We start from the raw sequence: 15,886 nt of genomic DNA, 5'->3' as shown, positions 1-15,886 counted from the left end.
TTATATTAGAAAGTAACTTATATAAATAATAAAGTAAAAAAGATAACATTAATATAAAACCTTTTTGATATAATCAAAAGATTTTTTAAAAGCTAGATAATAAATAAATATACAAAAAAACTATTCAATAAGGCGCAGAATGAAGACATTTTCACAAGAAGCATGGGCTTCAATTGATCAAACAATTTACAAAGATATTTTAAATTTGGATTTTGTAAAAGAACTAATGTTAGGAACTTTGGATAAAAGCACCTTTGAGTTTTATATTAAACAAGATAAATTATATTTAAATGAATTTAGAAGAATTCTTACAATACTTTCCTCAAAACTTATAAAGGAAGAAGAAAGCAATAATTTTTTAATTTATGCTAAAGATATTATGGACGTTGAAAAAGAACTGCATGAAGAATTTTTAGACTTGTTTAAAGCAGATGAATACTTAGAAGCAAGCCCTTCTTGTTTATTATATACAGGATATTTACATACTATTGTGAATACTTCTTCTGTAGCAGTAATACTTGCATCTGTTTTACCTTGTTTTTGGATTTATCAAGAAGTTGGAGCCTATATATTAAAACACCAAAATAAAGAAGATAATATCTATCAAGCTTGGATTGATACTTATGGCAGTAGTGAATATGAAAAAGTAGTTCAAGATGTGATAGTTATTTGCAATAAACATGAAAAAAATGCTTCCAAAGATGAAAAAGATCAAATGTTACAAGCATTTTATAAAGCTTCTCAAATGGAATGGTTATTTTGGGACAGTGCTTATAAAAAAGAAAAATGGGCAATTTAAGAATATTTTAAAAGGATTACTTTTCTTCATCTTCTTTAAAAAAATTAATAATTATTGCAGTAATAAGGTAAAAATTTCTTTACCTTGTGCTATGATAAGGTGATAATACGCATAGTTCTTAATTAAGACAAAAATTATCCTAATTAAACTATAATAACACAATTTTTCATAAGGATATTAATATGGCAAGTATTGCAGATATTAAAAAAGAGTTAGAAAAGGTAATTTATCCAGGCTTTTCAAAATCCATTGTAGAGTTTGGATTTTTAAAAGATGTACAAATTAAAGATGATACTTCTTGTGTGGTAATTTTAGATATTACATCCGCAGCACAAGATGTTGAAATGAAATTAAGACATGAAATCACAGCCTGTCTTAGCAACATTGGATTAACCAGCGTAGAAATTTCTATGAACAAACCAGAAGAACCTAAACAACAAAGTAATTCAGTGAGTGGTAGTAATATTGCACCACAAATTAAAAACTTTGTTATGGTATCTTCAGGAAAAGGTGGAGTTGGAAAATCTACAACTACAGTTAACTTAGCAATAGCAGCAGCTATGCAAGGGAAACGAGTAGGTATTTTAGATGCTGATATTTATGGTCCTAATATTCCTCGTATGATGGGTTTACAAGGTCAAGAAGTAGAAGTAGTTGGAAACAAAGCCAAACCTTTTAAAGCTTATGGGGTTGATGTTATGTCTATGGGTTCTTTAATGGATGAAGGTCAAGCTTTGATTTGGAGAGGGGCTATGATTATGAAAGCCATTCAACAATTATTAAGAGATATTTTATGGGGCGAATTAGACATCTTGTTTATTGATATGCCACCAGGAACTGGTGATGCTCAATTAACGCTTGCTCAAAGTGTTCCTATTACTTGTGGTATTAATGTTACAACACCACAACATGTAGCGCTTGATGATGCAAGAAGATCGCTGGATATGTTTAAAAAACTGCATATTCCTATTGCTGGAATTGTAGAAAATATGAGTGGATTTATTTGTCCTTCATGTGAAACAGAATCAGATATTTTTGGAAAAGGTACTTGTGAAGCAATTGCAAAAGAGTATGATACTTTTGTTTTAGGAAATTTACCCATTGAACCTGCTATTAGATTAGGTGGGGATAATGGAAAACCTATTGTTTTTTGTGAACCCAATTCAGTAACAGCAAAACGATATATGATGGCAGCAGAGAAATTAATTTCTTTTGTAGATGAGGTTAGTTCCCAAGCAGAAAATGCTTCGATTCAACCTACTACTGCTCCTGGCGTATCTGCATGTTCAACTACTTCAAAGGCTGCAGTTGCAGCACCAGCACAAGCAAGTAGTCAAGGATGTTGTGGAGGTGGAGCAAATCCAGGAAGCTCGTCTGGTCAAACCAAACAAGGTGGATGTGGTTGTAATTAATAGGCTGCAGGTGTAGCACTAAATATATTATTTACAAAAACAAAAAAAAGTTTAGAAGTTTTCTTTCTAAACTTTTTTTATGCCTATTTTTTAGTACTTCTTTGATATATTTACTTAAATATTTAAGGACAAAAAATGGATATGCAAAAAATAGAAACACTTATTAAAAAATTCTCAAAAGAAAGAGATTGGGATAAATTCCACAATCCAAAAAATCTTGCAATGGCATTAAGTGTAGAAAGTGCAGAACTTTTGGAAATATTTCAGTGGTTAAGCCACGATGAAAGCTTAGAATTAAAAGATGAAAAACTTGAGCATCTAAAAGAAGAAATTGCAGATGTGGCTGTGTATCTTTTAAGAATCTGCATGTCTTATGATATTAATTTAGAAGAAGCCATTGTTTCAAAGATGAAAAAAAATGAAGAAAAATATCCTTTGTTAAACAAAGAAGGAAAACGAATAGATTATTCCAAAAAATTCTAAAACTTATGAAGAAGAGACATAAAGAAAAAGAATTATGTCTCTTCTTTTTTATGAGGGATGGTGATAATAAATTTAGCTCCATTTTCTGTATTTTCAACTACAAGTGTATTATTACTGTGTTTTTCAATAATCATTTTACTCATATATAAACCAATACCAGTTCCTAAGGCTTTATGTTTAGTCGTAAAATAAGGCTCAAAAATTTTATCAATTATTTTTTCATCTATGCCTTGTGCGTTGTCTTGGATACTAATAATTGTTTCTGTTGGATTTTCACAAAGTGTAATAGTAATTTTTGGGTCTTTTATTTTTCTTTGTATAAGAATATCTTTAGCATTGGAAATAATATTTAACAAAGCTTGAGAAAACTCATTTTTATAGCTTTTAATCTTTATTTTATTGTGCTTACAAATTACCTTTGTTTCAATAAAAGAATGTTTTAAAGAGGCATCTATTATAAAAAGCGCAGAGTCTAAGGATTCTTTGATATAAAATACTTCTTTTTGTTTTTCTGGTTTAAAATAATTTCTAAAATCTTCAATTGTTTTAGACATATAATCAATTATTTGTACAGAATCTTTGATTTTTTTATCAAATCTCTCTTTATTTAGTTTTCCTTTTTCTTGATACACATCTAAATACATAAAAATAGCACTTAGTTGCATAAGAGGCTGTCTCCATTGATGGGCTATATTTGCAATCATTTCTCCCATCATGGCAAGTTTTGATTGTTGTATTAAGATTTGTTCATTCTTTTGTTTTTCTTCTAGTGCATTTTGCTGTATTTTTAGGCGTTTGGTAATTTCTTTAGAAATCGTTTTTTCTAAGTTCTTATTGATTTGTTTTACGTCATTTTCATTTTTGCTAATTCTATTTATTAAATAGTTTAAATAAAAATTAACAGAGATTGCTGCAAAAACAAACAATAATAAAGAAACAATAAGAGAATTTTTGACCAAAGATATATATTCATTTTTTTCTTTTGTAACATCAAGAAAAAAAACAGCTTGATAGGCACTTTTCGTTTCCAAAACTTCCAAATTTAGAATTTTACTGATATAAAACTTGCCTTTTATTTTTTTAAGCTCTGTGTGTTCCTCTCGGCAGTTTTCAAGTAAAATAGAAAACGTTTCATTATTACGATTTTCATCCAAATACGTTTCAAGCAGATTTTTGTTTTTATCTTCAAAATATATTACACCTTCTGAATTATTATACATTTTGACACTTTTTAATAAAAGTTTTGAAGTAAGAAAATAATCGACTCTGGCATAAGAAGATTTTTTACTTTTAAGTAAATAAGATAATTTTATATAAATATGATTGTTTCTTTTTGTCAAAGAGTAGCTTTTAAAATGTATTTTATTTTTCTCTATAAGAGTGATGTTAATGTAGTCTAAGTAGGTATTTTTGTTTTTGAATTTTTTAAGGAGGTAGTTCTCATAGTTTTTGATTTCTGTATTTTTTTGTCCATCAAGTAAGTCAAATAATACATCATTTTCTAGTGAAAAATTTAAGTTTGCATAAGAATTCTCTAGTTTGTGCCTAAAAGTAGAGTAAAAATTATCTAAAGTATTTTTATAATTGTTTTGTAATAAATACAAATAAGATTTATTAGAGCTTTTATTCTGATAATAAAGAGTCAATAAAAGTATTGAAATTAAAAAAAGAATAAAAAAGAGACTCTTACTTTTCATGGTAAACTTAAAGTTTTTCAAGTTTATATCCTGTTTGAGAAATATTTATAATTAAGTCTTTTGATGTTTTTTTTCGTAAATCTTTTATGAGGGATTTAAAAGCTTCTTTACTAACAGCGATATCTGGCCACAAATGATACTCGATTTCTTCATAAGAAACAATATGGGGTGAATTTTTTAACAAAAGGTTTAACAACAAAGACTCTTTTTTATTTAAAATAGTTATCTTTCCCTCTTTTTCTATACTTTTGGCTTTTATATCATAAGTGATATTCTCTTTTAAAAGAATCACCTCTTTTAGTTTTTTAGAAATAAGATCTACACATTTATCCAATGCATTCTCCAGCGCATGTTTATCAAAGGGTTTGATTAAATATTTTGTAATATAGAGTTCTACCGCATTTAATAAATAATCTTGTTCTGTATGGGCGGTCATAATAATAACAGGGGTAAAAAGGTCTGTTTCTCTAATTGTTTTTAAAACTTCCAGGCCATTTATTTTGGGCATAGAGATATCCAATAATAAAATATTGGGTTTGTATATAGTATAAAGTTCTAAAGCTTCTTGTCCATCTTTAGCATAAATGACTTTGTTCACATACAGTTCAAGTACTTCTCCTACTGTTTGAGATATTCCTTCTTCATCTTCTGCATAAAGTATACTTAAATCTTCTAGTTTCATATTTTTCCATTGTATAACAAAAGCGTACGCTTTTGTTATTATATTTTCTTAGCTTCTATATCTACTGTTATGGTAATTTTATCACCCACAACAAAAGAACCTGTTTCTAGGAGTTTATTCCATGTTAAACCAAAGGCTTTTCTTGAGATTTTAGTTGAAAAAGACAGGCCTAGTTTGGTATTTCCCCAAGGATCTTTAACCGTTCCATTGTTTTCAAAATCTAAAATAACTTCTTTGCTTATACCTTTTATTGTTAATAAAGCTTTTGCTTCATCATCATTTACGCTTAATAATTTAAATGTTATGTTTGGAAAAACTTTTTCATTAAAAAAATCTTCTGACTTAAGATGTCCATCTCTTTTTACATTATCTGTATCAATAGAATTCACATCAATCTTTGCACTTAAGGTTTCAAATACTTTTGTTGTGTCGTTGTAATTGATTTTAGCATCAAAGTTCGCAAAACTTCCATAAACATTTGATATCGCCATATGTTTCACTTTAAAAGAAATCTTGGAATGCGCTTTATCAATTTGATACGTTGCTGCAAATACACTTGTTCCTAATACCAATAACATAAATAATAATCTTTTCATTTTAGTCCTTTATTTTGTATAAAGAAGTATAAAATATTTATGAGGGAAAAAAGGGGGATAGTTTGATTTTTTTGTTTAAGGCAGATAGTTTCTTGTTCTAATGCTTAGAAAAAAGAAATAAACCCTTGTTTATTTCTCTTGTCTTGCATTCTTTTCTTCAATTCCACTCATTCCAAATCTTCTTGTTAATTCTTGTTTTACACGATCAGGACTTATATTTTTAGAAGCAAGTGCTACTAAAACATGGTAAGTAATATCTGCTGCTTCAAAAATGATTTCTTTTTCATCATTGTCTTTAATAGCAAAAGTAAACTCTCCTGCTTCTTCAACAATCTTTTTAAGCATAGAGTTTTCTTCGCCTTGAAGAAGTTTTGCTGTATAAGATTTTGTAGGGTCTGTATTCTTTTTTTCTTGAATGGTATGGTATAAAGTATCAATTACTCCATATGCTGCACTTGTATCTACTTCTACTTCTGATATAATTTCATTTGTTTTTACGTTGGTGAAAAAACACGATTTTCTTCCTGTATGACAAGCTACTCCTGTTTGATTTACTTTTAATAAAATAGTATCGTCATCACAATCCAATAAGATTTCAACAATATCTTGGATATGACCAGAGCTTTCACCTTTTTTCCAGATTCTTTGTTTAGATCTTGAAAAATAATGAGCTATATTCGTGCTTAAGCATAGCTCTAGCGCTTCTTTATTCATATAAGCTAACATAAGTACTTCTTTTGTGCTTGCGTCTTGTGTGATAACAGGAACTAAACCTTGCATCTTTTCCCAGTCTATTTTTTCAATACTCATATTTTTCCTTAGAATTTGGATTTAATTTCTATTTGTAGACCTTCAAGTTTAAGGCTTTTATTTTCTTTATCTACTTTGATATTGGGTGTAATTGTAAAGTTGTTTTCTTTTTCTTTTTCTTTTATTGTTTTTAATTGATTTTGAAATTCTAGAATATCATTGGGTTTTGCAAGTTTATTCTCATCGAAAACATTCTTTTTTAAAAAAAGTAAGTCCAGTTCAAGTTTATTGATTTTTGCAAGAAGTTCTTTTTTTTCTTCTTGAAATTGAAGATATTCACTATTTTTGTTTTCTAATGCTTGTTTTATGTTTTGAGCGTTTTTTTTGAGTTCACTGTTTTTTTGGTATAAAAAAACAAAAATAAAAGATAAAACAAGAATTAGGGCAATACGCATTAAATACTTACCAAGGGAAAAATCCCTTGATTAGAAATACTAGTTATTAATAGAAGCATCTCTTGCAGTACTTTTTGTATCTACCCAAATATTAGGAGTAGATCCACCAGGTGTTAAGAAAATTTTAGCATCTTTATTAACTCTAAGTGCGTCATTAAATTTACCTTGAACTTGGATTTGTTCTAATTTTAATAAGTTAGGAGTTAATGATTTAGCAATTAATATATTCGCTTTTGCTTGTGCAATTGCTTCAATAGTAACAGCATCTGCTCTACCCTTAGCTTCAATTCTTTTAGCTTGTGCAGTACCGATTGCTAAAGCAGCTTTTTTCTCAGCTTCTTGTTTAGCTCTTGCTACTTCGTATTTAACTCTTTCTGCTTCTTGATTAGCAATTTGAACTCTTTCAATTTGTTCTCTGATTTTAGTAGGAAGAATAATTCCTCTTAATTGAACTGATAAGAGCGTAACTGGAGAGTTTTCTAATGCTTCAATATCTGCTCTTACACCATCTTCAATTTTAACAGCGATTTCATTTCTTTTAGTAGGAAGTTCTTCTGCTGTATATACTCCAACTACATTTCTTACGATATCACGAACAACTGGGTTAATGATTTTATCTTCCCAAGCTAAACCATAAGTAGCAATAGTATTAGGTGCTCCATCAGCTGTTAGTTTATATTGAACAGTTAATTCAATAGAAACAGGTAATCCTCTCGCATCTAAGATATCAATAGCAGGATTTAATCTAATTCCTGAACCAAAAGATGTAGCTTCACTAATGTTCTTATAGTTCATTAATCTAACTTTTGTATCAATTAAGATAACTTTTTGGAAACCAGGAATGAAAAAGTGAAATCCAGGAGTTAATGGAATTTCTTCATATTTACCAGTAGTGATTTTAATCCCTACTTGTCCAGATTCTACAATTACAAAAGGTTTGAAAATAAATAAAGCAGCTACGATTGCAATTACAACGTAAATAATTCCTGCTTTTTTTCCTAAATTTTTCATAAATTCAGGTGGCTCAAAAGGGGGTTGAAAGTTTCCACCACCGCCTCCGCCATTTCCGCCGTTCCCACCATTGTTAGAACCACCACTGTTCCCGCTTTGTCTGTTTTTAAAATAATCATTATCTATTGGCATTTTATTTCCTCTGTTTGTTGTTTTCTATTTTCCATAATATTTCTTACGAAATATAAGAACTGCAAACCACTGTTTACAATTCTTATAATTCTTCTATTTTACAAAAACTAAGCCAATGCTTAGTTAATGTAAGTTAAATCTTTAATATATTTAGGGTTCTTACCAGCTACTACATCAAAATAAGCACTTTGTAATTTTTCTGTAATAGGACCACGTTCGCCTTTTCCAATAATTCTCGCATCTACTTCTCTAATAGGAGTAACTTCTACAGCTGTTCCTGTAAAAAATGCTTCATCTGCAATATATACTTCTTCTCTTGTAAGTCTTCTTCTCTCAACCGTATAACCCATATCTTTTGCCAAATCAATAACAGTCATTTGTGTAATTGATTCTAAAGAGTTGTCATTTGGAGGAGTAATAATAATACCATCACGTACAATAAAAAAACAAGCTCCAGATGCTTCTGCAATATAACCTTGATCATCTCGCAATAGTGCTTCATCATAACCCGCATCAATAGCTTCAAATTTAGCCATTTGTGAATTAAGATAATTTGCAACTGCTTTTGCTTTTCCCATTCCAGAGGTATTAGGATTTCTAGTCATTGAAACAATTTTTACACGAACGCCTTTTTTAAGACCTTCTTCTCCTAAATAAGCTCCCCATTCCCAAGCTGAAATAGATACATGAACAGGCGCTTCTTTATGGTATAAACCCATAACTCCATAACCCAAATAAACCAAAGGACGAATATAAGCACCATCAAAGAGTTCATTTTCTTGTAAAAGTTTTATTTGTGCAGCATTTAATTCATCTTGTGTAAAAGGAACATCAATAAGAGTCATTTTCGAAGAGTTTAATAAACGTTTAGTATGTTCTTGAAGTTTAAAAATAGCACATCTTCCATCATGTGTTTTATAAGCTTTTGTACCTTCAATTGCACCGTTTCCGTAGTGTAAAGTATGGCTTAATACATGAACTTTTGCATCTTTCCACGCTACGAGTTCACCATCCATCCAGATGTATTTTGCTTCTGTCATTAATGTTCCTATTTCACCCTATAAGGTATTTAATTTTTGACTAATAGTTTATCTAAGTTAATATTAAAGATAAATTATGCAAAAAGAAGGAAAATACTCAGGTATTCCTTTATTTTGTAAAAAGAATTTTATTAATACCAAGCTTAATTAAGGCTTTTTTAAAAGCCAAAGAAGAAGACAGGTCCGCATTTTTAAACGAACTTGAGGATCTTCCTACAAGATTAAAAACATGAGTAGAAAGTATTTTATCCCCTGAAGATATTTTAAGACTGATATTGGCTTTTGCAATAAACCATGCTTTGTATTTTGAATGATTTATAAGAGATGTGATTCCTACTTGTACATTGGAAGGTTTTGAGATTTTATAGTCATTTTTATTAAAAAAAGAAGAAAGTTCATTTTTGTAAGCGTTTGATTTTGAATGTATTGAAATATTAATTTTGGCTATTAGAGTGCTTTTTTCATTTAAAATAAGATCGTATTTTTTAATTTCTTTTTTGTAATTAAAATCATTTTTTATAGCATATAAAATATAGGCTAAGTCTTTTGCTTCTTTTAGTTGCTGCTCTAGAGAAGAGATATTTTTTATTTTTGCAAGTATACTTTTATTTTCTTCTTGTAATTTACTTTTGATATTGTTATCTAATATTTCTAAACGATTGTAATGTTCATTAAAGAGTTTAGCTCTGTTTATTTGTACTAATACATAATATTTATTATCAAGAAAAACATTTTTTATGATTTTTGCATTGTTAAATTGAAGTTTTTTGGTTTGACTAATTATATTTTGAACTATTGTTTTATTGTAGTTATTATTTGAGCTTGTTTTTGTGATATCTGTTTTAGAACGTATTTCTACACTTAAATACGCAGAAACATTTTTTAAGGCTTGATTTTTAGCCTCTTCAAGCGAATAAGATGAAGATGTTCCATAAAAGTTATGTGCATCAACACTAGAAGAGTTTAGATACCAAGAAGGTAAAGGGATTGATTTATTAGCTTTATTACTTGAAACGCAAGCGCTAAAACTTAAAAGAATAAATAATACAAAGAAAATATTTTTAAGTGACATTAAAAACCTTAGTGAATTTTTTTAACAATTTGAAGAAGCTTCAAGTTTTTTGCTTCGCCTTCCTTTATTACTAACCAAGAGCTGTTATTTTGAATCTCTTCGCTTGCTTCTAAAATAACATTAATCCTAATAATATCACAGCTTTTTTTATTGCTTAAAGGGTCTGTGTTTTCTTCAAGGCTATATACTTGAAATAAATCTCCACTTTTTATATCGTGATTACTTCCATAGGCAATTTGTGCAATTATATCTTCTTTGTTTTTACGTAATTGTTTAATATACGTAGAAGCAGAAAAATACTGAGAGAACTTTCTTTGCAAAAAAGGAAGGGATTTTGCAAAAGATTTTTTAATTCCACCAATGATTTCTCCATAAGTAGGCTGTGAATTGTGTCCTAAATCGGCATTTCCTCTTATGGTATGGGTAAATTTAATAGCACCTGTGCTTACTTCTATAATTTTGACAGTCAAAGAAGTCTCTATGTTTGTACCGTCTGTAAAAGAAGTTAATACTCTTAATGCTGCACCAAAAAATTGTAGTTCTTCATTTTTAGAATCTTTTGTTATGTCATGCACTGCTTGGGATGCACCTGAGAAATTACTCATATGAACACGTATATAATTTAAGGAGCCAGTTACTAAATACTGCACTCCAGAGCTTAGTCCAAATTCTACAAGGGAAGAAGGATCTAATAAACCCGAATCTTGTAATTGTAACTCAGCATCAACTTTATCAGCATCTTCTCTTGTAAAGAGTTCATTTCCACCTGCTTTTAATAACAAGTCCTCAATTAAAGGAACAAGGGCAGATGATAATTTAGGGTCAACAAAACGTTTTGTGCTTGTTTTTTTTGTTTTTCCTCCAAGGCCTGCAAAAGTTGGACTTAAGCCAATACCAAAACCAAAAGAAGAACTTTTATTATTTGTTTTGGCTTTTCCATAGGTGGTATTATTGGTAAAATTAACAACAGCTACTTTTGCTAAGTCTCTTTGAAGTAATACTTTACATACAGGGCTTAAAACTTCTTTTGTAAAAATCTTTTCTTTATAAGAAGAGATATTAAGAGTAGAAGATAAACACCCTGTAAAAAACAATAAAAAAGAAGTTGCGAGTAGAGTGTGTTTCATTTAGTTTCCCGATATTTTTGTCATTGTAACCAAAGCTGCATTATAGAATATGTATATTAATAAAAATACAAGGCCTTTAATTAAATGATTTATAAAAAAGATTATATAATACTAATAAATAATTATATATTAATTGAATAATTTTAAATATTAGGTGAAAAGAGTAAAAATGAATCAACAAGAGTTTTGGAATAAAAAGTTTGGGAAAGATGATTATTTATATGGAAAAAGAATCAATACTTTTATCAAAGCTGTTTGCAAAAGATTTTCTAAAAATGAAGAAGTTTTATGTGTAGGAGAAGGGGAAGGTAGGAATGCAGTTCATTTAGCCACGCTTGGGTTTAAAGTATCTGCTCTTGATTCTTCTAATCTTGGTTTTGTAAAGTTAAATGCTTTAGCAAAAGAACAAAATGTAAAAATCGAAAATATTTGTAGTGATATTAAAGAATGGAAGAGTACTAAAAAATACGCAGCCATTGTTATGTCTTTTTTTCATATTGAAGATGAGGATAAAAAAAGCGTTTTTACTGTTTTAGAAAATGCTTTAGATAAAGATGGGTATTTGGTATTGGAAGTTTTTTCAAAAAATCAAATTAATTATTCTTCAGGAGGACCAAAAGATACTGATTTACTTTATGATGTAAAGGGTTTAAAAGAAATATTTAAAAACAGTACTATTCATACGCTAGAAGAAACAATAACCACTTTAGATGAAGGTAAGGGTCATCAAGGAGAAGCAAGTGTTATTCGCTTGATTTTACAAAAAAACTAAAAAAAACAGGGTTTAAGTAATCCCAAGTAAATCACTTTTTATTGCTTAACTAAGGCTTAATCGCTTTTTATCTATAATCGCAATAATAAATACCTATATAAAGTGTGGATAATGTTAAATAAAATTCAAGAACTAATTAAAAATAAAGTATTAATAATTGATGGTGCTATGGGTACACAATTACAGAATGCTGAAATAACTGCCCAAGAATGGATGTGGGAAGGCGAAGATTTAGATGGTTGTAATGAACTATTGAACGAAACAGCACCCCATATCTTACGTACCATTCATGATAATTATGCAAAAGCAGGTTCAAATTTAATTACTACCAATACTTTTGGGACTATGCCTTGGGTTTTAGATGAATACGATATAGGAGACAGAGCCTATGAACTTTCACGTTTAGGTGCAGCTCTTGTTAAAGAAACATGTGTGAAATTCTCTACTGAAGATCAGCCTTGTTTTGTACTTGGATCAGTAGGCCCTGGAACTAAACTTCCTTCTTTAGGACATATACATTACGATGTTATGTATGAAGGGTATAGAGTAGTAGCTAAAGGTTTAGTTGATGGGGGCGTAGATATATTTTTACTTGAAACCTGCCAAGACCCTTTACAAATAAAAGCGGCACTTCATGCTATGAATGATGAAGCTTCTCATATTCCTGTTATGGTTTCAGTAACCATTGAGTTAACAGGAACGATGTTAATAGGTACTGATGCTGCAACTATAGCTGCTATTATGGAACCTTTTAATATTTTATCTCTTGGTTTCAACTGTGGAACAGGGCCTAAACAAGTACAAAAACATGTAAAAACCTTATCTCAAAATTCAAGATTCCCTATTTCTGTTCATGCGAATGCTGGTTTACCACAAAACAGAGGAGGCGTACCTTATTATCCAATGGGACCTGATGAATTCACTGCAATCCAAAAAGAATTCTTAGATGTTAATGGAGTATGTTTTTTAGGTGGATGTTGTGGAACTACCCCTGAGCATATTAAAGCCTTGAGTGATGAGGTAAAAGATTCAAAACCCAAAGAAGTTTGTGGTTTTCAAGTAGCTTCTTTGGCTTCTTTATTTGGAACAGTTTCTTTAAAACAAGATCCTATGCCTATGCTTATAGGGGAGCGTTCAAATGCAACAGGTTCAAAAGCTTTTAGAGAATTATTAAAAGCCAATGATTATGAAGGAACCTTGAGTGTAGGACAGCAACAAGTACGAGCAGGAGCTCATATTATTGATGTTTCTGTTGGTTTTGCAGGCCGTGATGAACGTTTTGATATGGATCAAGTAGTTGCTTTATATTCTCAAAAAATTCCCTTGCCTTTAATGGTCGATTCTACACAAACCTATGCTCTTGAAGCAGGACTTAAACAAATAGGCGGACGTGCTATTATTAACTCTGTTAACCTAGAAGATGGGGAAGAGAAGTTTGATATTGTATGTTCTTTGGCTAAAAAACATGGAGCTGCTCTTGTTTGTTTGGTTATTGATGAAGTAGGAATGGCTAAAACAAAAGAAGAAAAACTAAGAATTGCTGAGCGAATTTTTAATTTATGTATTGACAGACATGGTTTTAGAGCGGAAGATTTGGTTTTTGATATGCTTACTTTTACCATTGGTTCAGGAGATGATGAGTACAGAACAGCAGGTGTTGAAACCCTAGAAGCTATTAGAGAGTTCCAAATATTACATCCAACTGTGGGTACCACATTAGGACTTTCTAATATCTCTTTTGGTTTGGATATTAAAGCAAGAGCGTATTTAAATTCTATTTATTTAGATTATTGTGTAAAAGCAGGGTTAACAACGGCTATTGTGAATGTTAAACATATTTTACCTCTTAATAAAATCTCAGTTGAAGATAAAAAAGCTTGTGATAATTTGATTTTTAATAACCATGATGATGGTGACCCTTTATTTGCTTTTATAGATCATTTCTCAAATGTAGAAGATCAAGAAGAAGAAAGTGATGAAGTATATCAAGCCTTAAGTCCTAAATTAAAAGTAGAAAAATTACTTTTAGATGGAGATAAAACCCGTTTACTTCCTTTAGTGGATGAATTAAGACATACAATGAGACCAGAAGTTATTGTAAATGAATGGTTAATTGATGGTATGAAAATCATTGGAGTTTTATTTGGTTCGGGGCAAATGCAATTGCCTTTTGTACTGCAAAGTGCAGAAACAATGAAAGCAACCGTAGATGCATTAAATCCATATTTACCAAAAGAAGAAAAAGCCAGTGAAACTGTCCTTGTTTTAGGAACAGTTAAAGGCGATGTTCATGATGTTGGGAAAAACCTTGTAGATATTATTTTGTCTAATAATGGATTCAAAGTGGTTAATATTGGAATTAAAGCCAGTCTTCAAGCTTTTTTAGAAGCAGCAAAAGAACATAATGCTGATGCTATAGGAATGTCTGGTTTATTGGTTAAATCAACTGCTGTTATGAGAGAGAACCTAGAAGAGTTAAAAAAAGAAAATATAAGTATTCCTGTTTTATTAGGGGGAGCTGCTTTAACCAAAACATTTGTTAATGATTATTGCCGAACCATTTATGATGGACCCATTTTTTATTGTAGAGATGCTTTTGATGGCGTTATTTCTATGCAAAGAATTGAAAAAGGGGATTTAAGTAATACTGCATTAGCAGCTGATTTAGTTGAAGATGAAGTAATCGTGAAAAAAGATGAAAAAGAAATAATCATTCCTCCTTATGAAGAAATTGAATTGCCTTCAAAACAGCCTTTAATTGTACCCCCTATGTGGGAGAGAATTACCGATAATAAAGCAGTTAAAAATCAAGATTTAATTTTCTCATGGATTAATCACCGAGTATTATTTAGACAACGATGGGGATATAAAAGAGGGAAACAAGATCCTAAAAAGTTTAAAGCCTATGAAGAGGATACGGTTTGGCCTTTATATGAAAATTTAAAAGATGAATTAATTACAAAAGAAATCTTTGCTCCCATTGCAATATATGTGTATTTCCCGTGTATTTCTCATGATAATAAACTGTATATTTTTGGAAAAGAACATATATACAATAATTTAGAAGAAGCACAAAAAGTTCCTCCTTTAAGTGAAGCTATTAAAGTATTGGAATTTCCAAGACAAAAAAGAAAACCTTTTAGATGTTTAGCCGACTTTTTTGCAAATGACAGATTAGATGTTGTGGCATTTACGCTGGCTTCTTCGGGACTTAAAATCACTGATTATGAGCAAGCCTTGTATAAAGAAGATAAATATACTGAGTATTTTCAAGTACATGGGCTGGGCGTTGAGTTTGCAGAAGCGCTGGCAGAAGTAATTCACAAACAAATACGATTGGACTTAGATATCGTATCAAAAGAAGGTCATGCCCTAAGAGATGTACAAATGAAACAATATATAGGGTGTAGATATTCTCCTGGTTACGCAGCTTGCCCAGAGCTTGAAATGAATCGTGATTTCTTTGATTTATTAAAACCAGAAGAGTTTGGTATAGAATTATCAGAAACATTCCAAATGCATCCTGAGCAAACTACTTGTGCGATGGTAGTTCCTCATCCCGATGCTAAATACTATAATGTATAAGTAAATAAGCCTAGGCTTATTTACTTAACAAACTATTTAATCTTTTAATCCTCTTTATTCTGATCTATAATTCAAATGCTTACGTTTTTCTCTTTATTGCTTAATAAAACAAAATAACACTATAAAGCCTATAGAAAAGGCTTAAAAAAAGCAAATAATAAAAACTTTCAACATTTAAGCTACATTTATGTTTATCCCCTTGACAAAGAAGCTAAAACCTCCTATAATTCCCGTCCAAATCAAGTGTGACACTTTAAACTGACACGTGAGAGA

14 protein-coding genes are annotated in these 15,886 nt (G+C 30.2%); 5 read left to right on the top strand and 9 right to left on the bottom strand.

What is annotated here, in order from left to right; translation table 11 throughout:
• Nucleotides 1-139 precede the first annotated feature (139 nt).
• The 3 genes from tenA (at nt 140) to HRT41_10990 (ending at nt 2,694) form a co-directional block, all read left to right on the top strand.
• On the top strand, nt 140-799 hold the full coding sequence (tenA, locus tag HRT41_11000) for a thiaminase II (GenBank protein NQY24556.1): 660 nt from the start codon (nt 140-142) through the stop codon (nt 797-799).
• A gap of 182 nt (nt 800-981) precedes the next feature.
• A complete protein-coding gene (locus HRT41_10995; protein NQY24555.1) occupies nt 982-2,211 on the top strand; it encodes an Mrp/NBP35 family ATP-binding protein in 1,230 nt (409 codons plus the stop codon).
• Nucleotides 2,212-2,346: 135 nt separating this feature from the next.
• Entirely contained in the window at nt 2,347-2,694 is a 348-nt protein-coding gene (locus HRT41_10990) for a nucleotide pyrophosphohydrolase (protein NQY24554.1), read from the top strand.
• Nucleotides 2,695-2,726: 32 nt separating this feature from the next.
• On the opposite strand, the gene HRT41_10985 is transcribed toward HRT41_10990, so the two are convergent.
• From HRT41_10985 to HRT41_10945, 9 genes are all read right to left on the bottom strand, one after another.
• Nucleotides 2,727-4,412 (bottom strand): HAMP domain-containing histidine kinase, encoded by a 1,686-nt coding sequence (locus HRT41_10985; protein ID NQY24553.1) that lies wholly within the window; start codon nt 4,410-4,412, stop codon nt 2,727-2,729.
• A complete protein-coding gene (locus HRT41_10980; protein NQY24552.1) occupies nt 4,399-5,073 on the bottom strand; it encodes a response regulator in 675 nt (224 codons plus the stop codon). Before HRT41_10980 ends, HRT41_10985 begins: the two co-directional genes overlap by 14 nt.
• A gap of 38 nt (nt 5,074-5,111) precedes the next feature.
• Nucleotides 5,112-5,669, bottom strand: coding sequence for a polyisoprenoid-binding protein (locus HRT41_10975; GenBank protein ID NQY24551.1), 558 nt, complete (start codon nt 5,667-5,669; stop codon nt 5,112-5,114).
• Between the two features lie 129 nt (nt 5,670-5,798).
• Nucleotides 5,799-6,479, bottom strand: coding sequence for a bifunctional phosphoribosyl-AMP cyclohydrolase/phosphoribosyl-ATP diphosphatase HisIE (locus HRT41_10970; GenBank protein NQY24550.1), 681 nt, complete (start codon nt 6,477-6,479; stop codon nt 5,799-5,801).
• 8 nt (nt 6,480-6,487) lie between these two features.
• Nucleotides 6,488-6,874, bottom strand: a complete 387-nt coding sequence (locus HRT41_10965; protein NQY24549.1) for a hypothetical protein — start codon at nt 6,872-6,874, stop codon at nt 6,488-6,490.
• A gap of 39 nt (nt 6,875-6,913) precedes the next feature.
• A complete protein-coding gene (locus tag HRT41_10960) occupies nt 6,914-8,017 on the bottom strand; it encodes a prohibitin family protein (protein ID NQY24548.1) in 1,104 nt (367 codons plus the stop codon).
• 119 nt (nt 8,018-8,136) lie between these two features.
• A complete protein-coding gene (locus HRT41_10955) occupies nt 8,137-9,057 on the bottom strand; it encodes a branched-chain amino acid transaminase (GenBank protein ID NQY24547.1) in 921 nt (306 codons plus the stop codon).
• Nucleotides 9,058-9,166: 109 nt separating this feature from the next.
• Nucleotides 9,167-10,129, bottom strand: a complete 963-nt coding sequence (locus HRT41_10950) for an LPP20 family lipoprotein (protein ID NQY24546.1) — start codon at nt 10,127-10,129, stop codon at nt 9,167-9,169.
• An 8-nt stretch (nt 10,130-10,137) separates the two neighbouring features.
• A complete protein-coding gene (locus HRT41_10945; protein ID NQY24545.1) occupies nt 10,138-11,256 on the bottom strand; it encodes a hypothetical protein in 1,119 nt (372 codons plus the stop codon).
• 169 nt (nt 11,257-11,425) lie between these two features.
• Here HRT41_10945 and HRT41_10940 point away from each other — a divergent pair, with 169 nt between their 5' ends.
• Nucleotides 11,426-12,028, top strand: coding sequence for a methyltransferase domain-containing protein (locus HRT41_10940; GenBank protein NQY24544.1), 603 nt, complete (start codon nt 11,426-11,428; stop codon nt 12,026-12,028).
• A gap of 111 nt (nt 12,029-12,139) precedes the next feature.
• Entirely contained in the window at nt 12,140-15,613 is a 3,474-nt protein-coding gene (gene metH / locus HRT41_10935) for a methionine synthase (protein NQY24543.1), read from the top strand.
• Nucleotides 15,614-15,886: the final 273 nt, after the last annotated feature.

This window comes from Campylobacteraceae bacterium (assembly GCA_013215945.1).
Taxonomy (GTDB): domain Bacteria; phylum Campylobacterota; class Campylobacteria; order Campylobacterales; family Arcobacteraceae; genus NORP36.
Note: the sequence above shows the minus strand (reverse complement) of the source record. Positions and strands in the feature narration are given on the sequence as shown.

What these genes read in the sequence shown, in the direction of transcription:
- HRT41_10940 (NQY24544.1), top strand. Translation starts at nt 11,426, where the DNA reads ATGAATCAACAAGAGTTTTGGAATAAAAAGTTTGGGAAAGATGATTAT.
- HRT41_10980 (NQY24552.1), bottom strand. Translation starts at nt 5,073, where the DNA reads ATGAAACTAGAAGATTTAAGTATACTTTATGCAGAAGATGAAGAAGGA.
- HRT41_10970 (NQY24550.1), bottom strand. Translation starts at nt 6,479, where the DNA reads ATGAGTATTGAAAAAATAGACTGGGAAAAGATGCAAGGTTTAGTTCCT.
- HRT41_10955 (NQY24547.1), bottom strand. Translation starts at nt 9,057, where the DNA reads ATGACAGAAGCAAAATACATCTGGATGGATGGTGAACTCGTAGCGTGG.
- HRT41_10990 (NQY24554.1), top strand. Translation starts at nt 2,347, where the DNA reads ATGGATATGCAAAAAATAGAAACACTTATTAAAAAATTCTCAAAAGAA.
- HRT41_10965 (NQY24549.1), bottom strand. Translation starts at nt 6,874, where the DNA reads ATGCGTATTGCCCTAATTCTTGTTTTATCTTTTATTTTTGTTTTTTTA.
- HRT41_10975 (NQY24551.1), bottom strand. Translation starts at nt 5,669, where the DNA reads ATGAAAAGATTATTATTTATGTTATTGGTATTAGGAACAAGTGTATTT.
- tenA (NQY24556.1), top strand. Translation starts at nt 140, where the DNA reads ATGAAGACATTTTCACAAGAAGCATGGGCTTCAATTGATCAAACAATT.
- HRT41_10950 (NQY24546.1), bottom strand. Translation starts at nt 10,129, where the DNA reads ATGTCACTTAAAAATATTTTCTTTGTATTATTTATTCTTTTAAGTTTT.
- HRT41_10960 (NQY24548.1), bottom strand. Translation starts at nt 8,017, where the DNA reads ATGCCAATAGATAATGATTATTTTAAAAACAGACAAAGCGGGAACAGT.
- metH (NQY24543.1), top strand. Translation starts at nt 12,140, where the DNA reads ATGTTAAATAAAATTCAAGAACTAATTAAAAATAAAGTATTAATAATT.
- HRT41_10945 (NQY24545.1), bottom strand. Translation starts at nt 11,256, where the DNA reads ATGAAACACACTCTACTCGCAACTTCTTTTTTATTGTTTTTTACAGGG.
- HRT41_10995 (NQY24555.1), top strand. Translation starts at nt 982, where the DNA reads ATGGCAAGTATTGCAGATATTAAAAAAGAGTTAGAAAAGGTAATTTAT.